Annotated in this window: 17 protein-coding genes; 10 read left to right on the forward strand and 7 right to left on the reverse strand. The window is 68.8% G+C overall.

Features of this window, described 5'->3' with window-relative positions; all coding sequences use genetic code 11:
• Positions 1 to 63: 63 nt before the first annotated feature.
• Positions 64 to 828 (reverse strand): helix-turn-helix domain-containing protein, encoded by a 765-nt coding sequence (locus tag IAI59_RS15740; RefSeq protein ID WP_207418907.1) that lies wholly within the window; start codon positions 826 to 828, stop codon positions 64 to 66.
• A 20-nt stretch (positions 829 to 848) separates the two neighbouring features.
• Positions 849 to 1,871, reverse strand: coding sequence for an NAD(P)H-quinone oxidoreductase (locus IAI59_RS15745; RefSeq protein WP_207418906.1), 1,023 nt, complete (start codon positions 1,869 to 1,871; stop codon positions 849 to 851).
• A gap of 194 nt (positions 1,872 to 2,065) precedes the next feature.
• On the opposite strand from IAI59_RS15745, the gene IAI59_RS15750 reads away from it, so the two are divergent.
• The 6 genes from IAI59_RS15750 (at position 2,066) to IAI59_RS15775 (ending at position 7,357) form a co-directional block, all read left to right on the forward strand.
• Entirely contained in the window at positions 2,066 to 2,977 is a 912-nt protein-coding gene (locus IAI59_RS15750; protein ID WP_207418905.1) for a cupin domain-containing protein, read from the forward strand.
• 114 nt (positions 2,978 to 3,091) lie between these two features.
• Positions 3,092 to 4,096, forward strand: coding sequence for a Bug family tripartite tricarboxylate transporter substrate binding protein (locus IAI59_RS15755; protein WP_207418904.1), 1,005 nt, complete (start codon positions 3,092 to 3,094; stop codon positions 4,094 to 4,096).
• Positions 4,093 to 4,914 (forward strand): amidohydrolase family protein, encoded by an 822-nt coding sequence (locus tag IAI59_RS15760; protein WP_207418903.1) that lies wholly within the window; start codon positions 4,093 to 4,095, stop codon positions 4,912 to 4,914. Before IAI59_RS15755 ends, IAI59_RS15760 begins: the two co-directional genes overlap by 4 nt.
• Positions 4,915 to 4,940: 26 nt before the next feature.
• Positions 4,941 to 5,924 carry a Bug family tripartite tricarboxylate transporter substrate binding protein gene (locus IAI59_RS15765; RefSeq protein ID WP_207418902.1) on the forward strand — a complete coding sequence of 328 codons (984 nt, stop codon included), beginning with the start codon at positions 4,941 to 4,943 and terminating at the stop codon, positions 5,922 to 5,924.
• Positions 5,925 to 5,928: 4 nt separating this feature from the next.
• Positions 5,929 to 6,906 carry an NAD(P)-dependent oxidoreductase gene (locus IAI59_RS15770; protein WP_207418901.1) on the forward strand — a complete coding sequence of 326 codons (978 nt, stop codon included), beginning with the start codon at positions 5,929 to 5,931 and terminating at the stop codon, positions 6,904 to 6,906.
• A 13-nt stretch (positions 6,907 to 6,919) separates the two neighbouring features.
• On the forward strand, positions 6,920 to 7,357 hold the full coding sequence (locus IAI59_RS15775) for a nuclear transport factor 2 family protein (RefSeq protein WP_207418900.1): 438 nt from the start codon (positions 6,920 to 6,922) through the stop codon (positions 7,355 to 7,357).
• A gap of 26 nt (positions 7,358 to 7,383) precedes the next feature.
• On the opposite strand, the gene IAI59_RS15780 is transcribed toward IAI59_RS15775, so the two are convergent.
• A complete protein-coding gene (locus tag IAI59_RS15780) occupies positions 7,384 to 8,157 on the reverse strand; it encodes an SDR family NAD(P)-dependent oxidoreductase (protein WP_207418899.1) in 774 nt (257 codons plus the stop codon).
• Between the two features lie 86 nt (positions 8,158 to 8,243).
• Between IAI59_RS15780 and IAI59_RS15785 the strand changes: the two genes are divergently transcribed.
• Positions 8,244 to 9,113 carry a beta-keto acid cleavage family enzyme gene (locus IAI59_RS15785; RefSeq protein ID WP_207418898.1) on the forward strand — a complete coding sequence of 290 codons (870 nt, stop codon included), beginning with the start codon at positions 8,244 to 8,246 and terminating at the stop codon, positions 9,111 to 9,113.
• A gap of 759 nt (positions 9,114 to 9,872) precedes the next feature.
• On the opposite strand, the gene IAI59_RS15790 is transcribed toward IAI59_RS15785, so the two are convergent.
• From IAI59_RS15790 to IAI59_RS15800, 3 genes are all read right to left on the reverse strand, one after another.
• Positions 9,873 to 11,153 (reverse strand): GGDEF domain-containing protein, encoded by a 1,281-nt coding sequence (locus tag IAI59_RS15790; RefSeq protein WP_207418897.1) that lies wholly within the window; start codon positions 11,151 to 11,153, stop codon positions 9,873 to 9,875.
• The gene (locus tag IAI59_RS15795; protein WP_207418896.1) at positions 11,146 to 14,025 is read right to left on the reverse strand and encodes a bifunctional diguanylate cyclase/phosphodiesterase; all 2,880 of its coding nucleotides are present in this window, start codon (positions 14,023 to 14,025) and stop codon (positions 11,146 to 11,148) included. The genes IAI59_RS15790 and IAI59_RS15795 overlap by 8 nt, the downstream gene beginning before the upstream one ends.
• A gap of 334 nt (positions 14,026 to 14,359) precedes the next feature.
• Positions 14,360 to 15,472: an aldo/keto reductase gene (locus IAI59_RS15800; RefSeq protein WP_207418895.1), complete on the reverse strand. Its 1,113-nt coding sequence runs from the start codon at positions 15,470 to 15,472 to the stop codon at positions 14,360 to 14,362.
• 78 nt (positions 15,473 to 15,550) lie between these two features.
• On the opposite strand from IAI59_RS15800, the gene IAI59_RS15805 reads away from it, so the two are divergent.
• The gene (locus tag IAI59_RS15805) at positions 15,551 to 16,183 is read left to right on the forward strand and encodes a TetR/AcrR family transcriptional regulator (RefSeq protein ID WP_207418894.1); all 633 of its coding nucleotides are present in this window, start codon (positions 15,551 to 15,553) and stop codon (positions 16,181 to 16,183) included.
• Positions 16,184 to 16,694: 511 nt separating this feature from the next.
• On the opposite strand, the gene IAI59_RS15810 is transcribed toward IAI59_RS15805, so the two are convergent.
• Entirely contained in the window at positions 16,695 to 17,885 is a 1,191-nt protein-coding gene (locus tag IAI59_RS15810) for an FAD-dependent monooxygenase (protein WP_207418893.1), read from the reverse strand.
• Between the two features lie 167 nt (positions 17,886 to 18,052).
• On the opposite strand from IAI59_RS15810, the gene IAI59_RS15815 reads away from it, so the two are divergent.
• On the forward strand, positions 18,053 to 18,856 hold the full coding sequence (locus IAI59_RS15815; protein ID WP_207418892.1) for an alpha/beta fold hydrolase: 804 nt from the start codon (positions 18,053 to 18,055) through the stop codon (positions 18,854 to 18,856).
• Positions 18,840 to 20,525 (forward strand): alpha/beta fold hydrolase, encoded by a 1,686-nt coding sequence (locus IAI59_RS15820; protein ID WP_207418891.1) that lies wholly within the window; start codon positions 18,840 to 18,842, stop codon positions 20,523 to 20,525. The genes IAI59_RS15815 and IAI59_RS15820 overlap by 17 nt, the downstream gene beginning before the upstream one ends.
• The last annotated feature ends 25 nt before the right edge of the window (positions 20,526 to 20,550 follow it).

The following is a 20,550-nucleotide window of genomic DNA, read 5'->3' on the forward strand; positions in this document are numbered from 1 at the left end:
GAAGGCGCCGCGGCACCGGAGGGCTATTCACGCGCATTCCGCATGGCGGAATGCGGGCGTGGTTCAGTTGCCCGCGCGGGCCCGCTGCAACCGTTCCATGGAGACGGTGATCTCCTGGCTCGCCTTGTGCAGCGCCGGCACCAATTCCTCCACCAGAACAGCGTGGCTGACGACGGAACGGAAATAGCTGAGGCCGATGGTCCCGGCGACCGTATCGCCCAGGCGGATCGGCACCGCGACGGTGTTGGAGGACCGCGGCTCCACCGCCGGGTCGCGTTCGGCATAGCCCTGGCGGCGCACCATGGTGATCATGGCCTGCACCACGCGCGTCAGGTTGGGCGGATTGTCCTCGGGGTCGGTGGAGCCCGCCAGCATGCGCATCAGGATGCGCCGCTCGGCATCCGGGCAAAAGGCCAGGTAGGCGCGGCCCGCCGCGCGCGTGACCATGCTGAGGCTGTTGCCCACGGTGCCATGGAAGGGGGAAACCGCGCTGTCCGCCACGGTGCTGACGGCGACCGTCACGCGCTCATGCAAGGGCACTGCGATGACCGCCGGCCAGCGCAGCCGCCGCGTCAGATCCACCGCCCAGGGGCGCCCGGCCTCCGCCACCAGCGGCCCGCCATGAAAGCCGGCACTCAGCGACAGCACGTCCGAGGTGACGCGGTAGCCCAGGCCGCGCTCGGCCTTGGTCGCCATGCCGGCGGCGACCAGCGTGGCCAGCAGCCGCACCAGGGTGGGCTTGGGCAGGCCGGTGCAGCGGTGCAGCTGGTCGACGGTCGTGGTCTGCTGCCTGTTCAGTTCCCGCAGGATCGACAGCGCGCGCAGCACGGACTGGACAGGCGGGTCGCTCAGGCGGGCGGCTCCGGCAGGGTGTCGGCCAGGGCCGAGACGGTCAGCAGGAGTTTGCCGACCTGCTGGTTGGCGTCAAGCACGGCATGCGCCGCCGCCGCCCCGGCCAGCGGGTACGCGCCGCAGATATGCGTGCGGATGCGCCCGGCCGCCAGCAGCGGCCAGACCTGCTCCACCAGCTCCCGCGCGATGCGCGCCTTGTAGGCCACGGGGCGGGCGCGCAGCGTCGATCCGGTCAGCGTCAGGCGGCGCAGGTAGATCTCGCGCGTGCTGATCTCGGCCTTCGGCGCGCGATGGCTGGCGATCAGCACCAGCCGCCCGTCCGGCGCCAGCAGCCCAAGCTCCAGCGGCGTGTAGTCGCCGCCCTGGCCGTCCAGGATCACGTCCACGCCGCGCCCCCCGGTCAGCGCGCGCAATTGCTCCGGCCAGTCCGCCTCGCGGTAGTCGACCACGGCGTCCGCGCCCATTTCCAGGCAGACGGCGCGCTTGGCGGCCGAGGAACTGGTGGCCAGCACGGTCGCGCCGCGCAACTGCTTGCCGATCTGCATGGCGGCGAGGCCGACACCGCTGGTGCCCCCTTGCACGAGCAGCGTCTCGCCCTCCGCCAGCCGCCCCAGCCAGATCACGTTGTTCCAGGCGGTGAAGAACACCTCCGGCAAGGTCGCCGCCTGGGCGAAGGTGAAGCCGCGCGGCAAGGGCATGCACTGCGCCGCCGGCGCCACGCAGTATTCCGCGTAGCCGCCACCCGCGACCAGCGCGCAAACCGCGTCCCCCGGGCGCGGCCAGGCGACATCCGGCCCCACCGCCGCCACGACCCCCGCGATGTCCAGCCCGGGGATGTCCGTGACGCCGGCGGGTGGCGGGTAGAGGCCCTTGCGCTGTTGCACGTCTGGCCGGTTGACGCCGGCGGCGGCCACCTGCACCAGCACCTCCCCGGCGCCGCAGGCGGGCACCGGGCGCTGCGCCAGTTGCAGCACCTCGGGCCCGCCCGGCTCGCGGATCTCCATCACCGTCATCAGCATCGTCGATCGCGCTCCCTTTCCGCCCCTCGCCCGGTCTAGCACCGGCCGGCAGGTGGGTCGCCGCACCCGCGGCGCCGTTCCGCATGCCGGAATGGGGGCAGATTGGCCGCGCCCATCACGAGGCCATCGCTACCATCGGTGTCCTGCGCAGCGGCCCCCGCCGGGGCCCGATGCCACCAAGGAGACCGCCGCCCATGTACGACACGTCGGACCCCCGCGCGACGCTGGCGCCGCCCCGCGCCGCGCAGCCCGTGCCAGCCGGCGGCTACGCGCCGCCCAGCTACGTCCGCTTCTACGAGACGCCGCCGCAGGACGACGGGCCGGAAGGCCAGACCTGGTACGCGCGTGGCCAGACCTTCGTCATCGCCTACACCACCGCCGCCGACGGCCTGCGCCTGCCGCGCCAGGGGCAGCCCGATGAATACGTGCTGCTGTTGCCGGATGCCGCGACCGCGGCCACCGTCACGGCGGGTGGCGTGAGCGAGCGATGCGCGGGCAACGCGGTGATCTTCGTGCCGCCCGGCGACAGCGAGATCGTGATCCACGGCGGCGGCCGGGCGGTGCGGCTGTTCACCACGGCGGCGGCGGACCTGGTGGCGCGCTGCCCGAACAACGCGGCCTACGAGCCCGCCAATCCGCTGATCCCGCCGCTGGCCGCCTGGCCGGCGCCGAAGGACGGCTTCCGCATCCGCCGCTACGGGCTCGACGTGGCGGTGGAGCCGGGGCGGTTCGGCCGCATCTTCCGCGGTTCCACCTTCATGGTGAACTACCTCGACCCCCGGCACGGCCCACGCGACATCACCAAGCTTTCCCCGCATCACCATGACGACTTCGAGCAGTGCTCGCTGGCGCTGGATGGCGAGTTCATTCACGACCTGCGCTGGCCCTGGACGCCGAACATGCACCACTGGCGGGAAGACGAGCACGCCTTCTGCGGCTCGCCCTCCGTCGCCGTGATCCCGCCACCCGCGATCCATACCACGCGCGCGCAGGCGGCGGGGCTGAACCAGCTGGTCGATATCTTCTGCCCGCCACGCATGGATTTCTCCAGCAAGCCTGGCTGGGTGCTGAACGCCGACGACTACCCGATGCCCGGCGGGGCCTGAGCGCCCGCGCCGCGTTCCGCACAGCGGAATGCGGCGCGATGCCGCTGGAAGGCGGCGACGCCCCCGCTAGGGTGACCCGCAACGGCCCGGAACAGGCGCCGCGGAGGAAATGTCATGTCGATGGGCTGCCCGCCTGCCGCGCCACGCCGCGGCACCCGGCTGGCGCGCCGTGCGCTGCTGGCGGCCGGGTTCGGCGGTCTCGCCGCGCCGGCACTGGCACAGGGCGCCTGGCCGTCGCAGGCCGTGCGCATCGTCGTGCCCTTCGCGCCCGGCGGCACCGCCGACATTCCCGCACGCCTCATCGCCGACCATCTGTCGCGCCGGCTCGGCCGCTCCTTCGTGGTGGAGAACCGCTCGGGCGCCGGCGGGGCGGTGGGGATCCGCGCCGTGGCGCAGGCCAGGGACGGGCACACCTTCCTGCACAGCACCTCCGCCGTGGCGGTGCTGCCGGCGCTGCAGCGCGACCCCGGCTATGACCCGCTGGCCGACCTGCTGCCGGTGACCATGACCGCCGCCGCGCCGATCCTGCTGCTGGTGCGTGGCGACAGCCCCCATGCCGCGCTGAGCGGCTTCCTGCAACATGCCCGCTCCGCGCCGGGCAAGGTCAGCTTCGCTTCATCGGGTGTCGGCAGCACGGTCCATCTGGCCGGGGAACTGCTGAAGGCGCGCGCGGGGCTGGACCTGCTGCATGTGCCGTATCGCGGCTCCGCCCCCGCCGCGACGGCGCTGCTGGCCGGCGAAACGGACTGCGCCTTTCTCAGCCCCATCGAGGCCATCCCGCACCTCCAGGCCGGCCGCCTGCGCGTGCTGGCGACGGCCGCCCGGCAGCGCGGCGCGCCCGCGCCCGAGGCCCCCGCATTGGCGGAGCAGGTGCCGGGCTACGGCGGCGTGCAGCTCTGGTTCGGCCTGTTCGGCCCGCACGACCTGCCGCCGGAAACCGGGGCCCTGCTGATGCGGGAGCTGGCGCCGCTACGCGGTCATTCGCCGCTGGCGCAGCGGATGGACGAGCTGGGCGCGGAAACGCTGCTGGACGGCCCGGAGATGCTGGCACGGCGCATGCGGGACGAGGTGCCGCTGTGGAAGACCATCGTCGAACAAGCAGGGATCCCCCGCGAATGAGCAGCACGCAGCAAGGGGCCGACACGCCGCTGGTGGACACGCATTTCCATCTCTACACGCGCGACATGCCGCTGACCTCCTGGGCCTGGCATCACCCGCCGGCGGATGCCACGGCCGAGGACTTCATCGCGCTGATGGACCGGCACGGCGTCGGCTTCGGCGTGGTCGCCGCCGCCAGCCTGCACGGCCAGTACAACGACTACGTGATCCGCGCGCTGCGGCGCCATTCGCGACTGCGCGGCACCGCCTTTCTGCGGCCGGATACCGACATGTACACGATGGAGCGCATGAAGGCGGACGGCATCGTCGGCATCCGCCTGTTCTTCCGCCGCGTGCCCGACCCGCCCGACCTGCGCTCCCCGGAATACCGCTTGCTGCTGCGCCGCGTGCGGGACCTGGACTGGCATGTCCACACGCTGGTCGCCAGCCCGATGCTGCCGGAGGTGATCGCCGCCGTGGAGGATGCCGGCGTGAAGCTGGTGATCGACCACTTCGGCAAGCCGGACGAACGGCTCGGCATCGACTGCCCGGGTTTCAGGGCGCTGCTGGCGGCGGTGGAACGCGGCCGCACCTGGGTGAAGCTGTCCGGCGGCTTTCGCATGCCCTCGCCCGGGGCGGCGCGCGGCTACGCGCAGGCGTTGCTGCGCGTGTCGGGCGGCGAACGGCTGCTGTGGGGCAGCGACTGGCCCTTCGCCGCCTTCGAGGACAGCACGACCTACGGTCAAACCATCGCCGACCTGCACCACTGGGTGCCGGACGCGGCAACGCGCCGCCTGATCGCCGGCGACACGCCGATGCGCCTGTACTTCGGCACCTGACACACAAGATCGGAAGGAAACACACCATGTCCGGCTTCACGCGGCGTGCATTCGGCAGCCTGGCGCTCGGCGGCGGGCTGGCGGCGATGGCGCGTCCGGCGGCAGCGGAAACCTGGCCGTCGCACCCCATCACCGTCGTCGTGCCCTGGCCGGCCGGTGGCTCCACCGACGTGCTGGCGCGCTCCTTCTCGCGCACCATCGGCGACCGCCTGGGCCAGACGATGGTGGTGGACAACCGCTCCGGCGCCAACGGCAACATCGGCGCCTCGGCGGTCGCCCGCTCGGCGCCGGATGGCTACACGCTGATGGTCACCACCAACGCGCCCATCACCAACAACACGCTGCTTTACCGGTCGATGCCGTTCGATCCCTTCAAGGATCTGACACCCATCGCGCTGCTGGCCGAATTGCCCATCGTGATCGCGGCGCGCACGCAGAAACCCTACCGCACGGTGCCCGAGCTGCTGGCCTACGCCAAGGCCAACCCGGACATGGTGAGCTGCGGCACGCCGCCGCCGGGATCGGCCGCGCACCTCGCGGTGGAACTGCTGATGTACCGCACCGGCATCCGCTTCAACGTCGTGCCGTATCGCGGCTCGGCGCCGCTGACCAACGACCTGCTGGCGGGGTCGATCGACATCGCGCTCGACCTCGTCACCACCTACCTGCCTCATATCCAGGCGGGCGCGGTGCGGGCGCTCGGCGTCACCACCGCCGAGCCGATCCCGCAGCTGCCGGACACACCGACCGTGCAGGCCCAGGGCGTGCCCGACTTCCGCGCGACCGGCTGGATCTCGTTGCTCGGCCCCGCCCGGATGCCGGGAGAGATGGTCGGGCGCCTGAACACGCTGACCAATGCCTATCTGCAGCTGGAGGATACCAGGGCATTGCTGCCGCAGCTTGGCCTGACGCCGATGGGCGGCACGCCCACCGAACTGACGCAGCGCATGACGGCGGAGGTGGCGCTGTGGAAGCCCGTCATCGAATCCGCCAAGATCACGGTGGACTGAGGAGATGGCGGGACAGCGCGGCACGATCCGCCGGCCCGGCGTCACCAATGGCGCAATCGGCAGCGTGCCCTATCTGCGCGAGCGCATCCTGGCCGCCTACCCGCGGGCGAAGTTCAACGAGGACATCCGGCACCGCCTGACCGAGGACGAGATCATCGCCTTCCTGGCTGATTGCGACGCCGCCATCATGGGCGGCGACGTGGTCAGCGATCGCGTGCTGGCGGCACTGCCGGGCATCCGCGACATCGGCATCTTCGGCGTCGGGCTGAACACGGTGGATCTGGAGGCCTGCCGGCGCCACGGGGTGCGGCTGGGCTTCACGCCGGGCGTCAATCGCCTGGCGGTGGCGGAGCTGGCGCTGTGCTTCATGATCGCCGGCCTGCGCTGGGTGCCGGCGCTGAACCTGGCCATGCGCGCGGGCGATCGGCCGCGCACCCGCGTCGGCCGCAGCCTGAGCGGGCGGGTGGTCGGGCTGCATGGCTGCGGGCATATCGGCCAGGAGGTGGTGCGGCTGCTGAAGCCCTTCGGCTGCACCATCCTGGTCCATGACATCCGCGACTATGCCGAATTCTATGCAGAGCACGGCGTCACGCCCGTTTCCCTGGATACGCTGCTGCAACGCTCCGAGGTGCTGTCGCTGCACATCCCGCGCTCCCGCCTGACAGAGAACCTTTACGACGACGCCCTGCTGGCGCGGCTGCGGCCCGGCTGCGTGCTCGTCAACACCTGCCGGGGCGGCATCGTCGACGAGGTTGCGCTGCTGCGGCGGCTGGAAAGCGGCGCGCTGGCGGCCGCCTGCTTCGATGTCTTCGCGCAGGAGCCGCCGGAGGACGACCGGCTGCTGCGCCACCCCAACCTGCTCGCCACCCCGCATGCCGGCGCCAGCACGATGGAGGCGCGCATCGCCATGGTGGACGCGGCCCTGCGCGGCCTGACCCAGGGCGAGCCAGTCGATCCGGCCGCCTTCACCGATTATCTTTGAGGAGACGTGCACGATGCACACCGACACGCTGCGCATCCGGCAGGAACTGGAAGCGCTGAACATCGCCTTCTGGCACGACGTCGACACCGACTGGGGCCGCCGGGCGCATGAGTTCTTCACCGAGGACGGCGTGTATACCACCAGCCACAAGTCGCGGCGGGGGCATGACGAGATCCGCGGCTTCTATGCCGGGCGGGAAGCCAAGGGTCCGCGCGTGGCGCGCCACCTGATCCACAACTTCCATGTCATCGCGAAAGACAACGACCACGCGACGGCGGAGTGGACCATGTGCCTTTATGCCGATGACGGCGAGGCGCCGCTGCCCTCGGAACCGCCCATCCTGATCGGCGCCGTGCGGGACGAATGCGTGCGCGGCGCCGACGGCCAGTGGCGCTACGCATCCCGCACCACCACGCCGCTGTTCAAGGGCGCGAAGCCGACCTCGGGCTGAGGCCGGTGCGGCCCCGCCCCGCCCCGTCACAGGTGCCGGCCGCCATCCACCAGCAGCGTGGTGCCGGTCGAGAGCCGCAGATGCGTCACCGCCGCGAGAACCGCGAGCGCCACGTCATCCGGCTGGCAGACGACGCGCAGCGGCGTCTGCGCCGCCTGCCGCAGCATGGCGTCGCGGTCGCGGCCGGGGACGAACTGCGTGTCCACCGCGGCGGGCGAGATGCCCAGCACGCGGATCTCCGGCCCCAGCGCGCGTGCCAGCGACATCGCCATGGTATCGAGCGCCGCCTTGGAGGCGCAGTAGGCGACGCTGCTGCCAAGGCCGTTGACGGCGGCGAGCGAGGAGATGTTGACCACCACGGCATCCCCGCCGCGCCGCAGCAAGGGCGCGAAGGCGCGGATGGTGGCGAAGGGACCGCGCACATTGGTGACGAGGATGCGGTCGAAGGTCTCGTCGTCCAGCCCATCGAGATCGGCGTGCGGCACGGCGCGCGTGGTGCCGGCGGAATTCACCAGCACGTCCAGCCGGCCGAACCGCGCCTCCACCTCCGTCGCCGCGGCCAGGATGGCGGCGCTGTCGGTCATCGGCAGGAACAGGGAGGCATGGCCGCCGCCCGGCAACTCGGCGGCCAGCGCCTCCGCCCGGTCCCGTCCGGTGTGGTAGCCGATGGCTACCATGGCGCCTTGTTCCGCGAGGCGCCGCGCGCAGGCGGCGCCGACGCCGCTGCTGCCGCCACTGACAACCGCGACGCGCCCGGCCAGCGCATAAGGCCCGAGGTTTCCCTGCCGCAACCCATTCATCCCGCCTCTCCCTGTCTGCGGGCCGACGATGCGCGGATTCCCTGTTGCTGCCAACAGCATCTTTTTCACTGACGGAAGGATCGCACATGCCGACGATCATCTCATGCGCCGTGACCGGCAACATCACGACGCGCGCTCACCACCCGGAGCTGCCTTGCACGCCGCAGGAGATCGCGAAGGCCTGCATCGACGCCGCCAGGGCGGGTGCCGCGATCGTGCATATCCACGTGCGCTATCCGGATGGCCGCCCCTCCATGGAGCTGCAGCATTACCGCGAAACGGTGGAGCGGGTGCGCGATGCCGACAGCGAGGTGATCATCAACCTGACCACCGGCCCGGGGCAGCGCTTCGTGCCCAGCCTGGACGACCCCAAGGTCGCCGCACCCGGCACCACGCTGATGCCGCCGGAGCAGCGGGTGGAGCATGTCGTGGCGCTGCGCCCGGACATGTGCAGCCTGGACTTCAACACCATGTATTCCGGCAGTTCCGTCGTCATCAATACGCCGCACAACCTGCGCATCATGGCGAAGCTGATCCGCGAAGCCGGCACGCTGCCGGAGCTGGAATGCTTCGACAGTGGCGACATCCATCTGGCCCGCGATCTGCTGGCGGATGGCACGCTGGGACCCAACCCCTTCTTCCAGCTCGTGCTCGGCGTGAAGTACGGCGCCGCCGCCACCCCGGCCACGATGTCCTACCTCGCCTCTCTGCTGCCCGCCGGCGCGGGGTGGAGCGGCTTCGGCGTCGGGCGCTGGGAATTTCCCATGCTGGCGCAGGCCTGGCTGCTGGGTGGCCATGTCCGGGTCGGGCTGGAGGACAATGTCTATCTCAGCAAAGGCGTGCTGGCACCGGACAACGCGGCGCTCGTCTCGAAGGCCGGCAGCATTGTCGAGGCGCTGGGCGGTACTGTCGCCACGGCCGCGCAGGCGCGGCACATTTTGGGATTGACGCGGTAGGCGCGGCCCCGCGCCGGCCAGCAGCGGACGTCGGGAAACAACGCGATGAACACCTCACTTCGGTGCTGAACCGCAGCGGGGGTGGAGGGGTTGCTCGACCTGCAAGCGGAACGTATTCACCGCAACAGCCAATCGCCGGTGGGAGCGATGCCATCGCCATTGTCTCACGCAAGCGCTTGGCCAACTTGGCGAAGGTGCCGACAGGGGCCGAAACGCTAAAGGGCTTCGAGGCCTTGCTGTGGATGGCCCTGTTTGAACCCCCCGGGCCCGCCGGAGCCGGTGGTTGGCAAGCTGGACCCGCGCCTCGCCATGGTGACCGGGGACAGGGGGACTATCGGGCCCGCATGGAGCATATCGGGCTGACGGCGCGAACCGACACCGCCGTCAAGATTCGTGCGTTGCCGGCAGCCGATACGGCGCGCTGGTGCGGGGCGATTCGGGAAGCGGGCATCTTGGCCGACTGGATGGAATGGCGGTACCGGGCAAGGTGCGATGGCAGCGCCAGCATGACACCCATGATGAAGCGGATCATGCCGATCCCATTGACCAGCTGGCGCCGGATGCCGGCCGATGTGGCTGCTGGGACGTTTGTCACAATCCTCGCGCGCTACGTATCTTCCGGCGACATGCACAAGGGGATCGCGAAGAACCTGGAGGGCGGCATGACATCTCCAATGGCGCGGCTGGACGAGCTACGTCCGCCGCTGGCGGCAAGCTGCGGCGACCTGCTGCCTGCCAGCGAGCAGGCACCCGAAGGACCTAGTCACCAAAGCGTGCCGCCTTGTGTCCATCGCATGTCCTGCTTTCCCGCTGCCGATCTGGCCTCCCGCCGTCACGGTGCTGAAAGCGGGCAAGGGGGTGCTCAGGTCTTGCAAGGTCCACCAGTCGCACCGGCGGGGCACGGCCAGTTTCGTGCTGACCAGGACCAGGCATCGTGATGTGCGCATCCGCAAGGCTGATACGATCGCGTCCCGCGGCCTTTGCCTGGTAGAGAGCGGCATCGGCGCGCTTGATCACCCGGTCGAGGTCCTCGCCCGTGTGACGCATGGCGACCCCGATGCTGACCGTGAACGGGATGGATACGCCGTCGATCCCGGCAGGCTGGTGTCGTGCTGCCATGCATGCGCGCTCAGCGAGGATGCCAGCGTCCATGGCTGACGGGTTGTCGGTCGCGATCAGAAATTCCTCTCCGCCCAGACGCACCAGGAGATCGGTGGACCGGATGACGCCGCGCGCCCGCCGAGCAAACTCCCGCAGCACAAGATCGCCGCCTTCGTGACCGAAGCGGTCATTGACGGCCTTGAAATGGTCGAGGTCGATCAGGAGCAATGCAGACAGGCGGGCGCCCTGGCTGATGGCGTCTGCCAGGCCTGACCGATTCAAGGCTCCTGTCAGATGGTCCCGATGCGCGCTTTGCAGAATGGTGCGGTAGTCGCGCTCGCCCACCATGGCGATCACGGCCAGGGTAAATACAATCGTGACGATGTGGTCGGACAGGAGGAACAGCGCTTCACCTCCATCGCCCGCCAGCCACGGGTTACCCGGGAAGGTTGAAAGGAGAAGGGTCACGATGTTCATCAGGATGATAAGGCCCGAGATCAAACGGGGGCCGAAGAGGCTGGTACGCCCCCTCACGACATACACGATCTGGAGAACGCCAAGGGCGCAGTAGCTGACCAGGGCGGCATTCGCTCCGGCAATCCAGTTGCCGGTGAGGAGGCCGGCCAGGATACAGACCGCCAAGGGAATCGGCACCAAGACAAGCTGAGTGGGCGGAAACGCGCGCTTGCCATCGAAGATCCGGTAACCGCCCCAGATGCTGATGTTCGCCAAGTTCAGAATAGTGAATCCGAAGCTGTTCCAGACGGGCGTGTTGGGTGCGAACGGGAACAGGAAGTTCAGCGTCCCATAGATCAATAGCCCGCAGGCCCAGAAGGCAAGACAGGTGTCCCGACGCTGGTTCAGCCAGAGTGACAAACAGGTCAGACCGCAGACGACGTTGACCAGGGCATCGGTGTAATGCAGCGTGGCGTTATCCACGGAACGGAGCCACCGTGCCATTGTTGCTCATGCCGGTTTTGGCCAGTCCGGCAAGATCGGGTGCCATCAGGGATGCGTGCAGAGCCGCCCGGGGCGCCTCGGCGCGAATCTGCTCGATGGCGCAGGGACGGCCGAACAGATAGCCCTGCAGCTCATGGCAGCCCACGTCGTTCAAAAAATGCACCTGCGAAGGAAGCTCTATACCTTCCGCAACCACCGTCATGGCCAGGCTATTGGCCAGGCTCATGATAGCGTGGACGAAGGCCTGGGCCTGTGGATCGTCGTCGAGCCCCCGTGTGAAGGAGCGATCCAGCTTCAGGCGGTCGAAGGGGAAGGCGCGCAGCGTTTCCAGCGACGAGTAGCCGGTGCCAAAGTCATCCATCGCGATGGTGATGCCGATCGCCTTGATCCGGCGCAGGATATCGAGCGCCCGTGAACGATCGTCGATGACAGCCGACTCGGTGACCTCAAGTTCCAAACGCGAGGGTGGCAGGCCGGTCCTTGTCAGAATGGCCTGGACCCGCTCGGGCAGCGCGGGGTCGTTGAGCTGGAATGGAGATAGATTGACCGCCACGCGCGGGAGAGTGAAAGCAACTGCGTCCCGGCAGGCCTGCTCCATGATCTGTTCGCCAAGCTTCACAATGGCCCCGCAATTCTCGGCCAGCGGAATGAAGACGGCCGGTGGAATTGCGCCACGTTCGGGATGCCGCCAGCGCAGCAATGCCTCATAGCCCGACACCGCGCCTGATTGCGTGCAATGCTGCGACTGGTAGTGAACGTGGAACTGGTCGCCAGCTTCGATCGCGGTCCAGATATCGGCCGTCAACATGCGCCGCTCACGCGCCGCCTCGTCCATCTTCGGCTCGAAAAAGCAGACCGAAGTCTCAAGCGAGGCCTTCGCCCGGTGCATGGCCAGATCGGCTCTGGCAATCAGTGCGTCGCTCGTTCGGGCATCCATTGGATAGCATGCCACGCCAAGGCTGGTACCCGGGTTCAACCGGCGCTCCATTAGCTGGACCGGTTGATTCACCGCTTGCGACAGCCGGGCCACGAAGGCATCGAGTTCGCCGCGCTCGCGGTAGCGCTTGAAGGCCATGAACTCATCGCTGCCGAAGCGTGCCACGAGCTCACCCCCCTGCAGGCAACCCGACATCCGGCAGGCCAAAGCCTGCAGCAGCGTATCACCGATCGCGTGGCCATATGTATCGTTGATGGCCTTGAACCCGTTGACATCGATGCTCACCGCCGCGACCAGCGGATCGCTTCCCGACCCCTGCTGGGTTTCGAGCGCTTCGAGCGCTTCGAGCGCTTCGAGCGCGGCACGGAGCCGTTCCAGAAAATGCGCCCGGTTGGGCAGGCCTGTCAGCGCGTCGTGCCGCGTCACATGGGCGAGGTGCTGGGTGCTTTGCAGGTATTCCGTGCGGTCGCGTATGATCTTGCCGAAGCCGAGCAGTGAGCCATCTTCGCGGTAGATGGGATCAATGACGACATGGGCGAGGAAGGTGCTGCCGTCCTTGCGGTAACGCAGCCCCTCTTTCTCAAAGCGACCCTCGCGCAGCGCCGTGGCAAGGTTACGGTCCGGCATGCCGGCCTCTCGCTCAGCTTCGCTGTAGAAGCGCGAGAAGTGCGTACCGACGATCTCCTCGGCGCTGTAGCCTTTCAGACGCTCGGCGCCGGCGTTCCAGTTCGCTACGGTTCCGTCAGGGTTCAGCATGTAGATGGCGTAGTCGGTGATGCCCCGAACCATAAGCTTGAAGGTGCGCTCGGACGCCTCGGCCTTGGCAGCCTGATCGAGCAACTCGGTCACGTCGTTCAGGATCACGACGAAGCCGCCGTCGGGGAGAGGTTCTGATCCGACGCTGATCGTTCGCCCCTTGCCGATCTGCATCGTGAGCTGCGTCCTGGTGCGCTTGACAGACCAGTCCTCGTGGAGTGCCAGCAGCGCGGCCGTGCGTGGTTCGTCCCAACCCATGAGGCGGCAGTTGCCACGGATGAAGGACCGCCACGCCATGCCTCGACGGACGGGGGTCGGCGGCAATCCGATGATGTGGAAAAACTGTTCGTTGGCGATGTCGACCGTGCCATCTGCCGCGATGGCCAGCAGTCCGTTCGACATATGCGCGAGCGCCGTCGTCAGGCGCGCACTGTGACGCCGCTCCTCGCCGATCCGGATGGCCCAGAAGCAGACCACGGCACTCAGGACCAGCAGAGCCAGCACAGCAAGCGCAATGACGTTGCTGAAGACATCGCCGTAGATGCCCAATGCCAGGGTTTCGGGCGCGGGTGCAATCTGCATGGCCGTCATGGCCAGGAAGTGCACGAGAAGGACGCATGCGACGGCAAGGCCGCAGGCGAGCCAGCGAAACCGCCGGCGGCGTTGAGGAAGCGCGAGCGCGGTTCCCAGCACGACGGCGCCGAGCGCACCCAGGGCAAGCTGCGTGCCGACCGGATGCACCACGATGCAGCCACGCAAGGCCGCCATACCGACAAAGTGCATGACCGCAACGCCCGCTCCGGCACCCGCGCCCAAGGTAAAGCGCCCGATGGCTCCAGATGCTCTTGCCGATAGAGCGAGTGGCGTCCCGATCAGCAGAAGAGCCAGGAGGGCTGACACCGCGGTGGTCTGAGGTTCGTAGCTCAGCGGATAATCAGGCCGGTAGCTGAGCATGGCCAGAAAGTGGACGGCCCAGACGCCGAGGCCGCCGATGACGACAATCGCCGCGCTGCGCCAAGCACGCCCGCTTTCACCGCCCTCACGGATCTGGCCGACCAGGGTAATAACGATCCAGGCGATCGTAACGCAAAGCGCGGCCACGAAGGCAGTGTAGGCGAAGGTGGAAGCCTCGAGGATGAACTGCGCCAAGGTGTTCATGCAGCAATGTTTGCATGGAGAGATATAAGAAAACATAAAAAAGAGGTTAGTTAACTAAATGTGTAAGAGTTCGATCCCTGGCCTCTGAGCCAGTCTTGCCGCGAGGATCAGGGCGGCGGCGCCGAGAGCGCAGGGCGCCAGCGGGACTGACCGCCGTTTCGTTGTTTCGAGCGAGGCGGGGGCGACGGGATGGAGACCGGCAGGAGCGGTGGCGTAGCGTTCAACGTTTGGTTGAAAAATGATCGTCGGCTTGGCCGGATGGGAGTCCTCGTCCCGCCCGGCGGGAACCATCAGCAAGCGACACAAGGACGCTTCGCTCGCCGCGCAAAGGCGGTCACTCCGCGGCTGTCCGGACCGTGCTGCCTCCGAACACGACCTGCCGCCGCATCGAAGGCCGGGATAGCCCGTAGATCAGGCGCGGCTCGGCCGGCGCGCTTGCCGCATTCAGAGCAGCAACGTGTTCGGGCGCGAGCGTCAGGCCGAGGGCCGCCACGTTGTCGGCCACCTGCGCGACCCGGCTCACGCCCATCAAGGCCGAGGCCACGCCAGGGCGGCCCATCACCCAGGACAGTGCCACGCGGGCCGGCGTCTGGCCGATCATGTCGGCCACCCGGCGTACCGCCTCCACGATGCTCCAGTTGCGCGGAGTGAAGAGGCTATCGCCAAGCGGATTGGCCCCGTCCAGCCGCTTGTCGCCGGCTGGCCGCCGCTCTCCGGTCGCCGCATCTTTTGGCAGGCCGGCGCCGCGGGCCGGCGCGGCCTCGACCTTGGCGCGGTCGTACTTGCCGGTCAGCAGGCCGTAGGCCAGGGGCGACCACGGTACCATGCCCATGCCGAACTCGGCGGCGAGCGGAATGTGCTCGTCCTCCACCTCCCGGTTCACGAGGGAATAAAAGAACTGCAGCGCGACGGGTCCGGGCAGGCCACGCACCGCGGCGATCGTGGCGATCTTGGCGATGTACCAGGCCGGGGTATTTGACAGGCCCCAGTAGCGGATCCTCCCGGCCCGGACGAGGCCGGCCATCGTTTCCAGCAGTTCCTCGGCCGGCGTGACCCCATCCCACACGTGGACCCAGTACAGATCGACATGGTCCGTTCGCAGGCGGCGCAGCGAGGCGTCGAGCGATGCATGGACGTGCTTGGCGCCGTTGCCGCCGGCATGGGGCCCCTGCCCTGTCGCGAAGCCTGTCTTGGTGGCGAGGACCAGGCGGCCACGCAAGCCGCGATCCGCGACAAAGCGCCCGATCATCGCCTCGCCCTCACCACCGGCATACACATCCGCGGTGTCGATGAAGTTGCCGCCCGCTTCGACGTAAGCGTCGAACACGGTCCGGCTTTCCCCTTCGTCCAGGCCCCAGCGCGCGGTGCCAAAGGTCATCGTGCCGAGCGCGAACGGGCTGACGGCCAGGCCTGAACGGCCAAGGGTGCGGTAGTCTGTCAGGGACACGGCCACTTCTTTCATATCGTTCGCTATGAAAGCGTGTTCCGGTTGCTCCCGCCTGTCAAGTGTTTCATATTGAACGCTATGAAAAAGGCCACACCCCCGCCGCGCCGCAAGACTGGCCGCCCGCTCTCCTTCGACCGCAACGCGGCATTGGAAAAGGCCATGCACCTGTTCTGGCGGCACGGTTACGAGGCAACCTCGCTCACGGAACTGACCCGGGCGATGGGCGTGACGCCGCCGAGCATCTACGCGGCCTACGGCGACAAGAAGGGCCTGTTCCGCGAGGCGGTCGCCCTCTACCTCGCTCGGCCCCTGCCTCCTGCCGAGATGGTCGCGCACGCCGAAAGCGCGACGGCGGCAGCGCGCTTCTTGCTGGAAGGCGCGGCCATGGCCTTCACCGGCGAGACAACCCCGCCCGGTTGCCTGCTGGCCAGCTCGGCGATCGCCGTATCGGCAGAGGCCGACGACGTGCGCCGTGAGCTGGCTGAGATCCGCCAGGGTGTGGAAGCGGCGCTGAGGGACAAGATCATCGCGGACGTCGCAGGCGGCCTGCTACCCGCGGACACCGACGCCACCACTCTCGCGGCCTACACCACCTCCGTGATCCAGGGACTTTCGACGCTGGCCCGGGATGGCGCCACGCGCGACAAACTGGTGGCCATTGCCCGTCTCGCCTTGAGCACCTGGCCCCTATCTCCCGCCGGGACTTCGTGAAGTCAGGCGACTGCTCCATGAAGTCGAGTGATCGAACCAGGATCAGGACAATGTCCGCGTTGGCTAAAGCTCGAAGCAAAGCGGAGATGAAGTCCTGTGTCATTTCCAGAGCGCTTGGCCAGGGCAGCAAGCCAATCGTCGCGCAGGACCCGAGCGGAGCGTCCGATGCTTCCAGGCTTAGAAATTGACTTTATGTTTTGGATAGCTGCGGGTCGCTGACTGCCAGCGCGTCGGGCGAGAATGTCATACCCACCTTCCGGCTTGTTGGGCGACCGGATAGCTGCGCATCGACTTTGGCCGAATCAGCACTGTCCTGAGCATCTCAACATGGAAACCGGTCACTACGACCATCACGGGACCCAGCTTGACCCTACACCCAGGCACCCTGCCACGTGCCTCGCGCCCGGCACGATATTTTGGCAGTATGATCGGCTCCAGCCAGGGGCAGTGGCTGACTCCCCGGTTCTGATAGTGGTGGCTTGCGGTGCCGCGCCACGAGGATGGCCGATGCCTACAACGCAGCCGTCGCCGGATTATAGGTGTAGAGTTCCGGGTCGGCATTTGGCCGGGGCCTGGTCGCATAGGCATCGGTGTCACTGTCCTGGTAGACTTCGCCCTGCTCGCGGGAATTGATGAGCACATGGCGGGTGCGAGGCTGGCGCACCCGCTCGTAGTTCAGGAACGCCGCCTCAAGGTCGTCTGGGGAGGCCGCGCAAGCCCTGGCCAGCACCACCGCATCCTCGATCGCCATGGCACCGGCCAGGCCCAGGAAGGGCAGGATGGGGTGCGCGGCATCGCCCAGCAACGTGATCCGCCCGTCGCTCCAACGTGGCAGGGGGTCGCGGTCGTACAGCGCCCACTTGATCAGCTGGTCCCCGGGTGCCTCGGCAATCACACCGGTCAGGCTTTCGTGCCATCCGGCGAACTGCGCCCTGAACTCCTCGTGCGTCGCGGGGGTGGACCAGCCTTCCTCTTGCCAGTCTCCGGTCCGCACGATGCCGACGCAGTTCAGGATGGTGCCGCGACGCACCGGGTACTGATTGAAGATCCGGCCCGGGCCGATATAGGTGCCCGAGGTCCGCCCGCCGAGTGCGTCGCGCACCCGCTCCATCGGTATCAGGCAGCGATAGGCGACCTGCCCACGGAACTGCGGCGTGCCGGTATCGAACAACTGGGCGCGGATCGGCGATCGCGCCCCGTCGGCGCCCACCAATGCGTCGCCTTCCACCCGCGTACCATCCGCCAGGACGGCGACGACGCGGCCGCCCCCCTGCTCCACCCGCGCGACGCGGCAACCGAGGCGCAGCGTATCCGGACTAGCGGCTCGGATCGCGCTTTCCAACATCGCCAGAAAATCGGCGCGATGAACGCGGTGGTACCAGGTGACGCCATCCGCATCGGCGGCGTGGCCGGCGCTCATCAGCTCCGCGATGGCCTCACCGGTCCGGTGGTGGAAGACCCAGGAGCTGGGCGAAGGATCGGCGAACCGCCGGAATGCCGCGCCCAGGCCAAGGTAGTCGATGGCGCGCGTTGCGCTGGGCTGCACCGTCAGGCCAGCGCCGACATCGCCCAGCACCGGCGCCTGCTCCAACAGGGTGACGGAAAAGCCGGCGCGGATCAGGGCCAGGGCCGCCGTCATGCCGCCGATGCCGCCACCCGCGACCATGATCCGGGCGGGGCGGTCCGAGTTCGTGGATGCCATTGTGACCTGCGGGCTTTCGTGTTTGCGCGGGACAGGACCTGGAAGACCGCTCGCCGCGATGCTGTGCGGCGGCTGCACAGGAATGGTAACCAAGGGCTTTCGGATTGCAAGACGGCGTGCCGCTTCGTATCGTTTATTGAAATGACGCGGTGCCGACCAGGAGGCCCATGCCCGTCCGCCGATCCTATGTCGACCTCCCCTTCGGGCAGATGCACCTGCGCCACGCGGGAAAGGGCGCAGCCGCCGGCAGGCCGCCGCTGCTTTGCCTGCACATGAGCCCAGCCTCCGGCCTCGTCTACGAACGTTTCCTCGACGCGATGGGCCATGACCGCGTGGCCATCGCGCCAGATACGCCGGGCTTCGGACAGTCCGACCCGCTGCCGGAATTTCCTGAGATCGCCGACTACGCCCGCACGATGTGGAGCTTGGTGGACGCGCTGGCCTTGCCGGGCCCGGTGGACCTGATGGGCTACCACACCGGTTCCCTGACCATCGCCGAGATGGCGCGCCAGGCGCCGGACCGGGCGCGCCGGCTGATCCTGGTATCCGCCCCGATCTATACGGAGGAGGAGCGCGCCGCCTTGCGCGCCCTGTACCGCCCCGGCCCGATCTTCACCGCGGATGGCGCGCAGCTCCTGGAACTCTGGCGCTGGTTCCTGGTGTTTTTTCGCGTCGGCCAGGACAACACGCTGGAAGACGCCGCCCGCATCTTCTACGAGCGCCTGTCCGGCCGGGAGCGGCACTGGTGGGGCCACCGCGCGGCCTTCAACTACGACCTCGCGCCCGTGCTGTCAGCGCTGCCACATCGGGTAACGGTGCTGAACCCGGACGACGACTTGGCGGCCAACACGCCGCGCGCCGCGCCGCTGCTGCGCGATGGGCGCGTGCTGGACCTGCCCGCCTTCACCCACGGCTTCCTGGATACGCATACGGCGGAGGCGGCGCGGCTAGTCCGTGAACTGCTTGACTGACGCGGTGATCGCCCACGCCTTCGCGCAGGTCGGCAACCGCCGGGTGCACTACGCGCGCGGCGGCGAAGGCCCGCCATTGATCATGCTGCACGCCGCACCCTGCTCGGCCAAGGTGATGCGGCCGATCCAGAAGGTCTTCGCCACCCGCTTCACCACCTTCGCCTTCGACCTGCCGGGCTGCGGGCTGTCCGACCCGCTGCCGGCCGGACCGCTGGCCACCGAGGATCTGGCCGACGCCATCCTCGCCACCCTGGACGCGCTCGGGCTGGGCCGCGTGCTGGCCTATGGCCGGCATACCGGGGCGGGCGTCGCGGTGGAGCTGGCGCACCGGCACCCGGAGCGCGTGGCCATGGTGCTGACGGACGGCTTTCCCGTCTTCGCCGCGCCGATGTCCGAGCAACGCATCCACGAGAACCTGCCGCCGATCGTACCGCGCTGGGACGGCACGCATCTGCTCTGGTGCTGGTACCGCTACCGCGAGCAGCACATCTTCGCGCCCTGGGACCGGCCGCTGGCGGAATGCCGCGCCGATACCGACGTGCCGGACCCGGACTTCCTGCACCGCGGCACCGTGGAACTGCTGGAAGCGGGCGACGAGTACCGCCGCATCTTCGCCTCCGCCTTCCGCCATGCCGGGCTGGGCATGATCGGCGCGCTGCAGGTGCCCGTCTGCTTCGGCACGCGCCCCGGGGACAGCCTGCACAGCAGCCGGACGCTGTACCCGCCGGAGGCCTGGACCGAGGTGCTGCCGCGCGAGCAGATTGCCGCCGCGATGCGGGAGCGCGAGATCCTGTCCCGCCACGCGCAGGGCCTGCCCGCCGCCCCGCCCCATGCCGGCCGGCTGGCGCCTGGCCCAGGCGGCATCGACTATCTGCAAACGCCCGCGGGAGAAACGCTGGTCCGTGCCTATGGGCTGGAGCGCGAGCGGATGCCCGTGGTCGTGCTGCACGACATTCCCGGCGCTTCCGCGCTGGACGACGCACTGCTGCGTGAGCTAGGGACCCTGCGCCCGTCCATCGGCTTCGACCTGTCGGGCCTGGGTGAGTCCGCGCCGCCGCCGGGGCAGGCCATCTCAGTCGGCCTTTGGGTGGAGCAGCTCCGCGCCGTCTGCCGCAGCCTGGGCCTGGAGCGGGTGCACCTGCTGGCGCAGGGCGCCGCCGCCGCCGTGGCGGCCGAGGCCGCCCTGGCCGCGCCGGGCCTCGTCGCCGGGCTGACGCTGCGCTCCCCGCCCATCCTGACCCCGGCGCTGCGCCGGGACTTCCTGGACCACCCCATCCCCGCCGCCGATCCGGTGGAGGACGGGTCGCACCTGCTGCGGCTGTGGCACCAGCTACGGGACCAGGAGCTGTTCTTTCCCTGGTTCCGGCGCACGCGGGACCATGCGCGCGGCAACGCCCCACGCTTGCAACCGGAGGCCCTGCAGGCCCGCGCGCGGGCTTGCCTCAAGCAGCCGCACAGCCTCGCCCCCGCCTGGGCCACCGCCATGGCCTATCCGCTGGAACAGCGGCTGGCCCAGCTGCGGGCGGCGGTCGCCCTTGCCTCCCACCCCGCCGACATATTCGCGCCCCGCGCCGCCGCCGCTGCTTCCTTCCTGGGCCGAGAGGCATTACCCATGCCGGAAGATGCCGGACTGGCGGCGTCCACCCTGGATCAGAGTATCGGCCCGTGACCACGGCATCAGCCCGCTCCCTCCG

It is taken from the genome of Roseomonas haemaphysalidis (assembly GCF_017355405.1).
In the GTDB taxonomy this organism is placed as follows: domain Bacteria; phylum Pseudomonadota; class Alphaproteobacteria; order Acetobacterales; family Acetobacteraceae; genus Pseudoroseomonas; species Pseudoroseomonas haemaphysalidis.

Coding starts and splice junctions, on each gene's coding strand:
- IAI59_RS15745 (WP_207418906.1), bottom strand. CDS start 1,871: ATGCTGATGACGGTGATGGAGATCCGCGAGCCGGGCGGGCCCGAGGTG.
- IAI59_RS15750 (WP_207418905.1), top strand. CDS start 2,066: ATGTACGACACGTCGGACCCCCGCGCGACGCTGGCGCCGCCCCGCGCC.
- IAI59_RS15755 (WP_207418904.1), top strand. CDS start 3,092: ATGTCGATGGGCTGCCCGCCTGCCGCGCCACGCCGCGGCACCCGGCTG.
- IAI59_RS15760 (WP_207418903.1), top strand. CDS start 4,093: ATGAGCAGCACGCAGCAAGGGGCCGACACGCCGCTGGTGGACACGCAT.
- IAI59_RS15765 (WP_207418902.1), top strand. CDS start 4,941: ATGTCCGGCTTCACGCGGCGTGCATTCGGCAGCCTGGCGCTCGGCGGC.
- IAI59_RS15770 (WP_207418901.1), top strand. CDS start 5,929: ATGGCGGGACAGCGCGGCACGATCCGCCGGCCCGGCGTCACCAATGGC.
- IAI59_RS15775 (WP_207418900.1), top strand. CDS start 6,920: ATGCACACCGACACGCTGCGCATCCGGCAGGAACTGGAAGCGCTGAAC.
- IAI59_RS15780 (WP_207418899.1), bottom strand. CDS start 8,157: ATGAATGGGTTGCGGCAGGGAAACCTCGGGCCTTATGCGCTGGCCGGG.
- IAI59_RS15785 (WP_207418898.1), top strand. CDS start 8,244: ATGCCGACGATCATCTCATGCGCCGTGACCGGCAACATCACGACGCGC.
- IAI59_RS15795 (WP_207418896.1), bottom strand. CDS start 14,025: ATGAACACCTTGGCGCAGTTCATCCTCGAGGCTTCCACCTTCGCCTAC.
- IAI59_RS15805 (WP_207418894.1), top strand. CDS start 15,551: ATGAAAAAGGCCACACCCCCGCCGCGCCGCAAGACTGGCCGCCCGCTC.
- IAI59_RS15810 (WP_207418893.1), bottom strand. CDS start 17,885: ATGGCATCCACGAACTCGGACCGCCCCGCCCGGATCATGGTCGCGGGT.
- IAI59_RS15815 (WP_207418892.1), top strand. CDS start 18,053: ATGCCCGTCCGCCGATCCTATGTCGACCTCCCCTTCGGGCAGATGCAC.